Annotated in this window: 7 protein-coding genes and 1 pseudogene; 3 read left to right on the top strand and 5 right to left on the bottom strand. The window is 73.1% G+C overall.

What is annotated here, in order from left to right; translation table 11 throughout:
- Positions 1 to 5: 5 nt before the first annotated feature.
- Complete coding sequence (locus ACZ6YG_RS03540; RefSeq protein ID WP_466017107.1) at positions 6 to 1,601, bottom strand: citrate synthase; 1,596 nt, start codon at positions 1,599 to 1,601, stop codon at positions 6 to 8.
- Between the two features lie 61 nt (positions 1,602 to 1,662).
- On the opposite strand from ACZ6YG_RS03540, the pseudogene ACZ6YG_RS03535 reads away from it, so the two are divergent.
- Together ACZ6YG_RS03535 and ACZ6YG_RS03530 are read left to right on the top strand one after the other, a co-directional pair.
- Positions 1,663 to 2,016 (top strand): annotated as a pseudogene (locus ACZ6YG_RS03535) (beta/alpha barrel domain-containing protein); the annotation flags it as partial.
- Between the two features lie 103 nt (positions 2,017 to 2,119).
- Positions 2,120 to 2,878, top strand: coding sequence for a homocitrate synthase/isopropylmalate synthase family protein (locus ACZ6YG_RS03530; protein WP_466017173.1), 759 nt, complete (start codon positions 2,120 to 2,122; stop codon positions 2,876 to 2,878).
- 3 nt (positions 2,879 to 2,881) lie between these two features.
- Here ACZ6YG_RS03530 and ACZ6YG_RS03525 read toward each other — a convergent pair whose 3' ends face one another.
- The 3 genes from ACZ6YG_RS03525 to ACZ6YG_RS03515 form a co-directional block, all read right to left on the bottom strand.
- Entirely contained in the window at positions 2,882 to 4,441 is a 1,560-nt protein-coding gene (locus ACZ6YG_RS03525; protein WP_466017172.1) for an OmpA family protein, read from the bottom strand.
- Between the two features lie 195 nt (positions 4,442 to 4,636).
- Positions 4,637 to 8,674: an AAA family ATPase gene (locus ACZ6YG_RS03520; protein WP_466017106.1), complete on the bottom strand. Its 4,038-nt coding sequence runs from the start codon at positions 8,672 to 8,674 to the stop codon at positions 4,637 to 4,639.
- The gene (locus ACZ6YG_RS03515; RefSeq protein WP_466017105.1) at positions 8,675 to 9,796 is read right to left on the bottom strand and encodes an exonuclease SbcCD subunit D; all 1,122 of its coding nucleotides are present in this window, start codon (positions 9,794 to 9,796) and stop codon (positions 8,675 to 8,677) included.
- A 106-nt stretch (positions 9,797 to 9,902) separates the two neighbouring features.
- On the opposite strand from ACZ6YG_RS03515, the gene ACZ6YG_RS03510 reads away from it, so the two are divergent.
- The gene (locus ACZ6YG_RS03510; protein WP_466017104.1) at positions 9,903 to 11,393 is read left to right on the top strand and encodes an alpha/beta hydrolase family protein; all 1,491 of its coding nucleotides are present in this window, start codon (positions 9,903 to 9,905) and stop codon (positions 11,391 to 11,393) included.
- A gap of 18 nt (positions 11,394 to 11,411) precedes the next feature.
- Here ACZ6YG_RS03510 and ACZ6YG_RS03505 read toward each other — a convergent pair whose 3' ends face one another.
- Entirely contained in the window at positions 11,412 to 12,338 is a 927-nt protein-coding gene (locus ACZ6YG_RS03505; protein ID WP_148030538.1) for an alpha/beta hydrolase, read from the bottom strand.

Raw genomic sequence — 12,338 nt, 5'->3', positions numbered from 1 at the left:
CGGATTCAGGGTCTGGGGATCGGCGGGCCGGTGTAGGAGGCGCGCAGCCGCAGGAGGGAACCTCGGGCGTACTCCTCCATGGCGTGGGCGAGCCAGCCGGCGGTCCTGGCGACGGCGAAGATCGCCTCGCCCGCGCCGGGGGTCATGCCGGCGACGGCGGCGAGGGTGGCGAGGCCGAAGTCGACGTTGGGCTCGGGGAGCCGTCGCCGGCGCGCCTCGGCCAGGACGGCTCGGGCGGCGGCGAGCCGGTCATGGCCGGGGGCGGCCTCCGTCACCAGGTCGAGGAGCGTGGTGGCGCGGGCGTCGCCGTTCTTGTAGACGGTGTGGCCGAAGCCGGGGATGCGCTCGCCGCGGCGGATCCGGTCGGCGATCACGCGGGGCGCGTCGGAGGGGCGGGTGACCTCGGCGAGGAGGCGTTCTGCGGCGTAGGAGGCGCCACCGTGCAGGGGGCCGCCCAGCACGCCCAGACCGGTGATGACGACGGCGTACGGGTCGGCCTTGGCGGAGGCGGCGACCCGCGCGGCCAGCGTGGAGGCGGCCAGCTCATGGTCTGCGAGCAGCACCAGCGCGGCTTCCAGGGCCCGGAGCAGGGACGGGCTCGGAGGGTGCGGCGTCAGGCGGGGCCACAGCCGCTCGGCGATCGAGCGAGGCACGGGACTGCTGCTCTCCGCGGCAGTGCCTGCTTCCGGCTCTCGCTGCCCGGCCCCCCGCCCGCGTTCCGGCACGGCCTGCCCAGCGTCGTCACCGAGCCACTCGACCTCGGGTCTGAGCCGCCCGCCCTCGTCACGGCGTCCCGGTCCGAACCCGCCGGACTCATCGCCCGACCCGGGTCTGAGCCGTCCCGGCGCGTCTCCCGACCTCGGTGCGGGCCGTCCCGGCTCATCTGCCCATCCCGGTGCGGGCCGGCTGAACTCATCGTCGGGCTCTGGCCTGGATGGGTCATGGGCGTCTGGTGGGCCCAGTACCGGGAGGGCGTCGACGAGGCCGGTGATGAGGCGGCGGGCGGTGGCGGCGACCGAAGCCGGGTCGAGCTGGAAGCGGAGCAGGTCGGTGGCGCCGAGGACGGTGGTGATGACCTGGAGGCGGTCGAGCGGGAGGAGTGACTCGGGGAGGTCGCGTTGCGCGGCGACGGCGGCCTGGACGGCAGCCGCGTCGGCCTGCCAGGTATACGCCGTCCCGGGCCCCCGGTCGGGGTGGTCGTCCCTTCCGACCCCGGAACGATCCTTCGTGACCGTGCCGGGGCTGTCGGCCGAGGGGCCGGGGTGGCTTTCTGGGCCGGCCGGGGAGGCGTGCTCGGTCCAGAGCCATTCGGCCGTCGCCTCGAAGCCGGCGGTGCGGGCGAGGGTGAGGGCGTCGTGGCCACGGTAGTAGGGCCGGTCGGCCCCCAGAGCGGTGACGGCGGACTCGATGACCAGCTCGGGCGGCTGGCCCCGGGGCCTGCCCCGCCGGGCCAGGGTCTCGATCTCGGCGGCGTCGAAGAGGCTGCGGCGGCCCTCGTGGCGCCGCTTGAGCACCCCCCGGCTCACGTACGCGTACAGGGTGGCCGGTTTGACGCCCAGCCGGTCGGCGGCCGTGGCCGCGTCGATCCACTCCACACCCATCTCCACATGTTGATGAAAATCAATATTGATACACATTGAAGGAACATGTCAACGTTGCTGCATGCCCAAAGTTCACTTCCTTGACGTGACGAACCGGGACGGCGTGCAGACCGCGCGCACCGGCCTGTCGAAGTTCGGCAAGACCATGGTCAACTTCTATCTGGCCAGGCTCGGCGTGGCGCAGTCCGAGATCGGGTTCCCCTTCCTGTTCCACGAGGTCCCGTACGTGCGGGCGCAGGTGGCGCTGGCCGAGGCGGGGGCGTTCGGCGAGCTGCGGCTGTCCGGGTGGTGCCGGGGCGTGGCGGCGGACGTGGAGAAGGCGGCGCCGCTCGGTCTCAGGCACTACAACCTGTCGATCTCCACCAGCGACTACATGATCCAGAACAAGTTCCGCGGCCGGCTCGACCGGGGCGCGATCATCCGGGAGATGACCGCCGCGGTGCGCGCCGCCAAGGCGGCGGGCGCGCGGACCGTGGGGGTGAAACGCCGAGGACGGGTCACGGACCGACGACGGGTTCCTGCTGGAGTTCGCGCTGGCGGCGAAGGAGGCGGGCGCGGACCGGATCCGCTACTGCGACACGATCGGCGGCGACACGCCCGACCGGATCAGGGAGCGGTTCGCCAAGCTGGCCTCGGCGGTGGCGCTGCCGGTGGAGACGCACTGCCACAACGACCTCGGCATGGCGGTGGCCAACTCGGTGTCGGGCGCGCTCGGCGACCTCGACGCGGGCCAGGACGCGTGGATCAACACCTGCGTCAACGGCATCGGCGAGCGCTCCGGCAACGCCGACCTGCTGTCGACAATCCTGGCGTTCCGGCACGGCTTCGGGCTGGCCGCGGAGATCGGCGACGCGCTGGACCTGACGTGGGCCAGGAGGTTCGGGCTGTGGGCGGCCCACGCCTTCGGCCAGCCTCTCCCGTACCACCAGGTCGGGGTGGGGCGGAACGCCTTCGCGCACGAGAGCGGCATCCACGCCGACGGGGCGCTGAAGGACCACGGCAACTACGAGCTGTACGACGAGGCGACGCTGGGCCCGTTCCCGGAGGACTGGCACGCGCGCGACGGCCGGGTGGTGCTGACGGGCGAGTACGGCGGGAAGGCCGGGTTCCGGCACGTGATGGACGGGCTCGGGGCGGAGGTGGCGGACGAGGACCTGAGCTTCAAGCTGGTGCAGCTCTGCAACGCGATGACGGGCAGGCCGCTCACGGACGACGAGCTGCGCCTGATCGCGGCCTACCCCCGCGAGCTGTCCCTGCTCTTCCCCGGCCAGTTGTGACGGTCACGACACGGGGATGTCCTTCACCTCGCCCAGGTCGGCCGCCTCCAGGGTGATGGACGTGACGTCGTCGGCGGGCGCCGGATAGTACACGTACGAGCGGTTGACCTCACCCTTCTCCAGGGCGAGCACGGAGTTCTCGACGAACTCGGTGTGCATCTTGAGCGGGTGGTAGCGCGCCTGGGTCTCCGGATCCACCAGGATGAACGCCCCGTAGTCGGACGCGGACGAGAAGTGGTGGGCGAACCCCTTGAACGGGTCGGGTATCGGGATGTAGTGGTCCTTAACCGACACCACGTCGAACACCGCCACCAGATAGGCCCCGTCACGGTAGAAGGGGTGGAAGTCCACCCGCAGCCGGCCCTCGGAGCGCGGCCACTCCAGCGAACCGACGACCGGCCCCGCCTCGGCCCGGTAAGGGGCGGGCTCGCGGGTGGAGCCCCTGACGTCCGTCGCCGTCCCCGTGGTGACCGTGACGTCGGGCCGATCCCGCTTGATCGTGTACGAGATCTCGACCCGCCGGTTGCGGGCCCGGCCCTCGGGGTCGTCGCCGCCGTCCCGCTTCTCGTTCCTGGCGATCGGCTCGTTCTCACCCTTGCCTTCGGCCTTGTACGTGTAGTCACCGCCGAGCTTGGCCACCAGGTAGTCGCGGACGGCCTCGGCACGCTCGACCGACAGCCGCTGGTTGTAGGTGCCGCCGCCCTTGCTGTCGGTGTGCCCTTCGATGAGGATGGGCGGCTTGTCCGGGTCGGCGCGCTCGCGGGTCTCCTCGACGGCCTCGTCCAGGATGGCCGCGGCCTTGTCCGACAGCGTCGCCTTGTCGAAGGCGAAGAGCACGTCGGTGCGGAGCGCCACGGTCTCCTGGCCGCCTTCCTGGAACGTGGTCTTCTCCGGGGTCTCGACCAGCTCGTTCAGCCCGGACACCCCGGACCAGTGGTCGCCCTCGGGGAGCACCACCGGCCACTGGTGTTCCCCGCCCTCACCGCGCTTCCTGGCGACGGGCGGCGGGGCTCCGTCGGTGACGGGGATGCCGGTGGTGGGGGCCATCGCCAGATCGGGTACGAGCGAGACGCTCTTCACGCCGCCGGGCAGCGGCGGGAAGTACACCTCGACCGGATAGCGCACGCCCGGCTCGAAATCCTCGGGATACCCGTCGCCGTGGCGGGTGCCGAACGCCCGCTCCCCGGACTTCTCCCGCAGTGTGAGGTACATCTTCCCGCCCACGGGGTCGAGCAGCCTGAACCTGCCGAAGGTGACGCTCTGTCCGGGGAGCCCGTCGTACCCGAACCCGCCTGGCGTCTTGGTGTCCTCCGTGGTCGAGATCTCCATCCTCAGCACGGTCAGCTCCTCGTGCCGTTCGACCGTACGGACCTCGACCCGGAACGGGTTGGACGCGTGGAACCCGACCAGGCCCTCGCGCACGTAACCGGCTCCGGAAACGGAGGCCGAAGGCGCGGCGGAGGGCGACGCCGCAGTGGGCGACGCGGCGGTGGGAGAGGGCGACGACGGGCCGGCCCGCTCGGGGGCACCGCCGCATCCCGCGACCGCGGTGACCAGGAGCACGGCTGTCAACCCGGCGCCACGCATACGATCAGACCTCCCGATCGACGACGTGCGGGAGTATACGGAGCCGCCTGGGCCGTTACGTCGCATTCGGCGGTATTCGCGGGGTCCAGGCCGCCTCACCTGGCCTGCCGCGTTTCCGCACGTGCCACATCGTCGCAGATCAGCGATTACGGTGATCCGCGGAAACGGGGCCTAACCGGTGGTCGCCGCCAAGGTGGAGCCGGTGCGGGTCTTGGTCACCTTGAGCTGGGCGGGGATGCGCGAGCGCAACTCGGCCACGTGGCTGACGATGCCCACCGCGCGGCCGCCGTCACGCAGGCCGTCGAGGATGTCGAGCACGCCGTCGAGGGTGTCCTCGTCCAAGGTGCCGAACCCCTCGTCGACGAAGAGCGTGCCGATCTCGGCGCCGCCCGCCTCGGCCGTCACCACGTCGGCCAGGCCGAGAGCCAGCGCCAGAGAGGTGATGAAGCTCTCCCCGCCGGACAGCGTGGCCGGATCACGCTCGACCCCGGTCCACCCGTCGAACACCCGGAGACCCAGGCCGCCGCCGGAGCGCGACCGGGACCCGGCGGTCTTGGCCAGGTCGTGGCGGAGCAGGTAGCGCCCGCCGGACATGTGGTCGAGGCGGTCGTTGGCGGCGTCCACGACCTGGCGGAGGCGTTCGCCGAGCACGTAGGAGGACAGGCTCATGCTCCACTGGTTGTCGCCGGACGTGCCGGCGGCCAGCGCGGCCAGTTGCTCGGCCAGCTTGTGGCGCTCGGCGGCGGGCCGCCACCGGGCCACGCATCCGGCCAGCTCCTCGCGCAGCTCGGCCAGCCGGTCGGCCCTGGCTTCGGCCCGGTCGCGGGCGGAGGCCAGGGCGGTGCGGGCCCGCTCGGCCTCGTCCCTCTCTGCGGACAGCCGCGCCAGGTCAGGCGCCGGCTCCGCGGCCGCCGCGGTCAGCTCCGGGTCCTCGAGTACGGCGGTGACGGCGGCGAGCTGGTCGTCGAGCCTGCGCAGCGTCTCGGCCTTGCTCTCCAGCTCGGCGGCGCTCCTGGCGGCGGCCGAGGCGTCGGCGGTGTCGGCGAACCCGGCCTCACGCGCCGCCTCCTGAGCGGCGTCGTGGGCCGTGACCCGCTCGCCTTCCGCAGCCACGGCCGCCCTGGTCGCCTCCAGCGCCTCCCCCAGGAGTTCGGCCTCGTCGGTGAGCCTGGTCAGCCGGGCCGTGATCGTGGGGTCGTCGCCGCGCGCCTCGTCCAGCCTGGCGCCCAGCCGGGCGGCATCGGCGCTCAGCTCCTCCTGGCGGGTCCGGCCGGCGGCCAGCCTCGTGGCCACCCGCCGCGCCTCCTCCTGGAGCGCCTCCCTCTCACGCCCGCGCCGCGTCACCTCCGCGACCAGCGCGCCTTCCTCCCCTGCGACCTCCCGCAGCCGGGCGACCTCCCGATCCAGCAGGCGCAACGCCTCACGCACGTCCTCCTGCCGGACCTCCTCACCGTCCGCCGACCCACGCACGTCCTCCTGCCGGACCTCCTCACCGTCCGCCGACCCACGCACGTCCTCCTGCCGGACCTCCTCACCGTCCAGCAGATGCGACGACTCGCGCACGCTTTCCCGCCGGACCTTCTCCCGCTGGGCGCTCTCACCGTCCAGCAGACCCGACTCACGCACGCTCTCCCGCCGGACATCCTCGCCATCCGCCAACCCACGTACGTCCTCCTGATCGAGGCCTCTTGCCTCGTCGGAGGTGTCCGGGTGCTGTGTGGCGTTCTCAAGGTGACGTGGGGCGGCGTTCTCGATGACGTCGCGCAGGGTGAGGCGGGTGTGGAGGCGGGCGCGTTCGGCTCGCAGGTGGGCGGTGTGGGTGCGGTGGGCGGCGAGGGTCTCGCCCAGTTCGCGGGCGCGGTCGCGGACCTGTTCGCGCTCCGCCTCCGCCCGCTCCAGCTCGGCCGCCAGGCGCGGCTCGCGGTCGGCGACCTCGCGGAGGCGGGTCAGCTCCCGTTCGGCTTCCTCCACCCCGGCCTCGGCGTCCTCGACGGCCAGCCCCGCCGTGGCGGCCAGCGCGTCGGCGTGGCGGGAGTCCAGGGAGGCGAGCACCCGCTCGGCGGACTCGCGCTCGGCGACCGCCGCCTCGTGCTCGCGCTCGGCGTCGAGCTCGTCGTCCGGTGAGGGCGCGCTGGGCGCAGGGGACGCCGGGTGCGGGTGGTGGTCGGAGCCGCAGACCGTGCACGGCCGCCCGTCGGCGAGGTCGCGGGCCAGCTCGGCGGCCATCCCGTCGATGCGGGCCTGACGGATGTCGAGCCAGCGCTCGCGCAGGTTCTGTGCCCGGTCGACGACCTCCTGGTGCACGGCCCGGGCGTCCTCCAGCTCGGCGGCGAGCGCGTCGCGGCGGCGGGCCTGGTCGAGCGTCGTGCGGGCCGAGTCCAGGACGGCGGCCGCCGCCGGGATGCCCGCCGCCTCGGCGCGTACCTCCGCCAGCCGGGCGGCGGCCTCGGCGACCCGCTCGGGCAGCTCCGCCTCGGCGGCCGCGACCTCCGCCTCCTGCTCCCCCAGCGCCTCCAGCTCGGTGGCCAGCCGGGCGAGCTCCCGATCGGTCTCGATCAGGCGGGCCGCGACCTCTCGTACGGCCTCGACCGCCGGGATCCGGGCGGCGGCGGCGCGCGCCCCGGCCAGCCTCCGCTCGCCCTCCTCGATGAGCGCCGGCAGGGCGGCCAGCCGCTCACTCACCTGCTCGTCCTCGCGTCCGAGAGCGGTCAGCTCCTCCTCCAGCCGGGCGAGGTCCCGCCGTACGACGAGCAGCCGTGCTTCCTCGGTGAGCAGCTCGGACAGGCGGGCGATCTCGCTCCGGCGTTCCCTTTCGAGGACGGCGAGCCGCTCGGGAGCCACCCACCCGGCCACTTCCGACGGCTCGTCGAGGCCTCCGGGGGTACGGAGGAGGATCGGCCGCGCGCGGGCCAGGGCGTCGGCGGCGAGGGCGCGGGCCTTGGCCGCGGCTTCCGTGCGCTGGCGGACGGCGGCGATGAGCGGGACGACGGAGCCTGCGCGATGGGCGTCGTCGAGGATGGCCTGAAGCTCGGCGCGTTCCTCGGCCCGCTCGTCGAGGGTGCGGCGCAGGGTCAGGGCCTCGGCGTGGCGGCGCTGCCGTTCGGCGAGAGCGGACGCCCGGTCGAACCGCCCGGTCGCGGCGCGCCACGCCTCCTCGGCCTCGGCCTGGTCGTCGGCGCCGCGGGAGACGGCGGCCTCGGCGGCCTTCAGAAGGAGACCCGCCCAGGACACGGGGTCCTCCTCCGGAGCAGGCGGCTCAGGAGCGACACCGGCCTCCAGCGAAGCGGCCCTCTCCGTCGGAACGGACCTGACGCCCGGCGGAGTGGAACCGGTCGCGTTCTCCGCCGAGGTGAGGTGGAACCCAGCGGGGTCGGTCTCCGTCGGGATGGAGTGAAAGTCGGCGGAGTCAGCGACAGGAGTGGTCTCCGTCGGGACGGACGGGAGGCCGACGGGGTTCGGAGTGGAAGTGGTCCCTGTCGAGGCGGGGTGAAGGCCGGCAGGGGCGGGGGTGGGCTCAGGAGGGGTGGGGTGGAGGAGGGCGGGGCCGGCGGCTTCGGCGACTCGGTGGACGGCGTACTCCACCTGCTGGCGCAGCTCCTGCTGCGACCGGAACGCCTGCTTGCGGTGCTCGGCCAGCCACGCCTCGGCCTGGGTGAAGATCTTGACGGTGAACAGCCGTTCCAGCAGCTTGCGGCGCTCCAGCCCGTCGGCGCGCAGGAAGCGCGCGAAGTCGCCCTGCGGCAGCATCGCCACCTGGCAGAACTGGTCGGCGTTCATCCCCAGCAGCCCGCCCACCAGGTCGCCCGCCTCGTCGGCGCGGGTGGTCAGCCCGACCCAGCCGGAGCCGCGCCGCTCCTCGACGATGACCTTGGCCTTCTCCTCGGTGTAGCCGGTGCCGCGGAGCTTGGGCCGCTGCCAGGCCGGGGAGCGGTGGATGCGGAATAAGCGGCCCCGGATGCTCACTTCGAGCGTCACGGACGGCCCCGCCCCGGGCGGGGCGTGGTCGCAGCGCAGGCTGCGGGCGCTGTTGCGCTGGCCGGGCACCTGCCCGTAGAGGGCGAAGCAGAGGGCGTCGAGGACGGTGGTCTTGCCCGCCCCCGTCGGCCCGTGCACGAGGAACAGCCCCGATTCGGTCAAGGCGTCGAAGTCGACCGTCTCGGGCCGGGGAAAGGACCCGAACGCCGTCAGCGAGAGCCGGTGCGGCCGCATCTACGCCATCGTCTCCTTCACCCTCGACTCCTCGATGGCCCGTCTTAGCAGCTCTTGCTCTTCGCGTGTGGCAGGCTCGCCGCGCACCTCGCGGACGAAGTCGAGCGCGACCTCCGCCTCCGGCCGCCCCTGCAGCCTGGCCGGCGCGGGCGCGGCCCGCTCGCCTTCCGGCTCGAAGGACAGGGCCAGTGTGTGAGGGAAGCGGGCGCGTAACCGGTCCATGGCGGCGCGCGGCCGTACGGGGTCGGTGAGGACGACCTGCAGCCAGTGATCCTCGACGTACTCGTACCGGGGCGAGGTGAGCAGGTCGTCGAGCCGGCCCGAGAGGCGGCCGACGGGGCGCGGCACCGGCGCGGGCACGAACTCCGCCGCGGCCTCCTTCCCCGGGCCGAGCGTCACCAGCCAGGACCCCTTGAGCTGCCCCGCCTCGGAGAACGAGTAGGCCAGCGGGGAGCCGGAGTAGCGGACCGTCTCGGACATGCGCTGGCGGCCGTGGAGGTGGCCGAGCGCGACGTAGTCGACCCCGGCGAAGGCCGCCAGCGGGACGTGCGCGACCCCGCCGACGCTGATGTCGCGCTCGCTGTCGCTGGCCGCTCCCCCGGTCACGAACGCGTGCGCGAGCACCACCGAGCGGGGGTGGCGGGCGGCGTCGGCGCGGACGCGGTCCATGGCGTGGGTGAGCGCGGCGGTGTGGCTGCGCTCGGTCAGCTCCCAAGGGCGGCGGACCAGCTCGGGCTCCAGGTAGGGGATGCCGTAGAAGGCGACGTCGTCGATCACCACGGGCTCCCACGCCTGGGCGGGGTCGGTGCGGAGGTGGACGCCCGACGCCTCGATCAGGGCGGCGCCGAAGCCGAGCCGGCGCGCCGAGTCGTGGTTGCCGCTGATCAGGATCGTGCGCGCGCCTGCCTCCCGCAGGCGGCGCAGCGCCTCGTTGCACAGCGCGACGGCGTCGACCGGCGGCAGCGCCCGGTCGTAGACGTCGCCGGCGACGAGCACGACGTCGACCCGCTCGGCCCGCACGGTCTCCACCAGGTGGTCGACGAACGCCGCCTGCCCGTCGAGCAGGCTCTCGCGGTGGAACGAGCGGCCCAGGTGCCAGTCGGAGGTGTGCAGGATCCGCATTCGCAGGAAGCTAACAGGTCCCGCTGACAAATGCGGCCCCCTGCGCCACATGAGCTGGGAGTAAGCTGAAAGATCGACGGGCAAACCAACGCACATGGGGAGGCCGATGCGGACTGGCCGTGGCATTCTGAGCGTTGCCGCCGGTCTGTTGCTGGTGGCTCTGGCGTCCGTCGGGTACATCCTGCCGCCCGCGTTCGACCCGCCGCCGCTCAAGGCCGATGTCGCATTACAATCGCTGCCTCCCCAGCCCCCCGCGGAGCTGCGCCCGGTGGCGAGGGTCTCCGACTTCCGGGAAGAGGAGATCTCGGTCCGGGCCGAAGGGCAGACGCTTCACGGAACGGTCCGATTTCCGGTGAAGCCGGGCCGCTACCCGGCGATGGTGTTCGTGTCGGGCTCCGGCAACGGGTCGCGGACGGAGTTCACGCCGCAGGCGGAGTTCCTGTCCCGGTCGGGTGTGGTGACGCTGGCGTTCGACAAGCGGACGGTCGGCTACAACTTCCGCGACCGCGACTTCTCGCTGCTCGCGGACGACGCGCTGCGCATGGTCGAGTATCTGCGCACCCGCTCCGACGTCGACCCGGTCCGCGTCGGCGTCTGGGGCGTGAGCGAGGGCGGCTGGGTGGTGCCGATCGCCGCGGCCAAGAGCGCGAGCGTCGGGTTCGTGGTGCTGGTCTCGTCGCCGAACGTCTCGCCGCTGCGGCAGGTCGCCTGGGCGCTGAACGAGCAGCTGCTGCGGCTGCGCGCCCCGGTGGGTGTGCGCGACCTGCTGACCAGGGCGATGGGCGCGGTCGGCTTCGACTTCCTGCGCTATGACGCGCAGCCCGCGCTGGACCGGATCGAGCAGCCGGTGCTGGCCTTCTACGGCACCACCGACCCGTCGATCCCGTTCGTGGAGTCGACGGACGCCCTGCTGCGCGGCATGAAGGCGGCCGGGAACGACCGCTACACGATCCGCTTCATGGCCGAGGGCGACCACGCGATGCGGGTGCGCGGCGGCGACTTCACCGCCGGTTACCTCGACACGCTCGCCAACTGGATCCTCGGCCTGCCGGCCACCGCCAAGCCCACGGCGCACGTCGCGGGGGCGACGCCGGTGCAGCGGTTCCAGGCGGCCGACGTGCCGGCCGCGCCGTGGTACGCGGGCGGCACGATGCTGGGCCTGACGATCTGCCTGGCCGCCGTCGGCTACGTGGCGGGCCCGGTCGCGGCGATGGTGGTACGGCTGCGCGGCCGGCATCACATCCCGGAGCTGAACGCCAGGCTGTGGCCGCCGATCAGGCGCAGGCTGGCCAAGATGGTGTGGACCGGTCTCGGCCTGCTGCTGTCGGTGGTGGCGTTCATCATGCTGCTGGTGCTGTTCAGCATCAACCAGGCGGGGGCCTGGCCGGCGGTGCTGGCGGGCTGGCTCGTGGTGCGGGTGCTCGCGGTGCTGATGCTCATCCAGGAGGTCACCGCGGTGGCCGCGGTGGTGTCGGGCCTGCGCGAGGGCATGCGGCCGAGCCGCTGGCAGCACGTGGCGATCGCGGGCGTGCTGGGCGGCACCGGCCTGCTGCTGGTCGCTGCGGCCTACTACGGGCTGTTCTCGTTCCCCTGGTAGGGGCCGCATCGGCGCGGACTACGTCAGCCCGGCCGCTGGACGCGACCCGACATAGGTGGCCATCCAGCGGTCGAGCTCGGCGAACACCTGCTTGCGCACCGGCTCGGCCGACAGCACCAGGTCGTGCACGCCGCCGTCGACGCGCACGCACGTGACGTGCGGGCCGAGCGAGGTCGCCCAGCGGGCCATGTGTTCCGGGTCGAGCACGATGTCGGCCGAGCGTGCTTCCGGTACGAAGTCCCGTACCCGCAGGCCCTTGCCCGCGGCGAGGACGAGCACGGGCACGTCCACCTTCAGCCCGCATTGCAGGCGGCGCTGGGCGCGCCGGATGGCGGCCAGCCAGGTGGCGTGCACCGGGAACCCGCCGAGCGGCTTCAGCTCCAGGTCGTAGTGCCACTCGCCGCCGTGGTCGCGGTGGAGGCTGTGGCCGTAGGCGTGGCTGGAGCCGAGCGGGAGCGGCCTGAGCACGTACGAGAGCGGGGTCTTGAGCAGGTCGGCGGCCAGGCGGAGCGGGCGGGAGACGTTGAGGTCGAAGAAGGGGCTGTTGAGCACGAGCCCCTGCACCAGGCCGCGGCCGCGGACCCGGTCGGCCCAGAGCGGGGCGATGAGCCCGCCGGTGGAGTGGGCGTTGATGGTCAGCTCGTCGTGGTCGCGCCGGATCAGGCGGACGGCCTCGTCGATCTCCGGGAAGTACTCGGTGACGCTGCGCACCAGGCCGCGGGTCTGGTGCGGCAGCAGCGAGCGGCCGTACTTGCGCAGGTCGAGCGCGTAGAAGTCGATGCCGTGCCCGACGTAGTGGTCGGCCAGGTGGTCCTGGAAGAAGTAGTCGGTGAAGCCGTGGATGTAGAGCACCGCCCGGCGCGATCCGGTCCGCTTGGAGATCAGGGTCGCCACGACCTCGCCTTCGTAGTCGGGCGGCATGGCGAGCACGGTCGTCTCGTACAT

The organism is Nonomuraea sp. NPDC054003, from assembly GCF_055585125.1.
The sequence above is the reverse complement of the archived record's forward strand: the minus strand, read 5'-3'. Positions and strand labels throughout refer to the sequence as shown.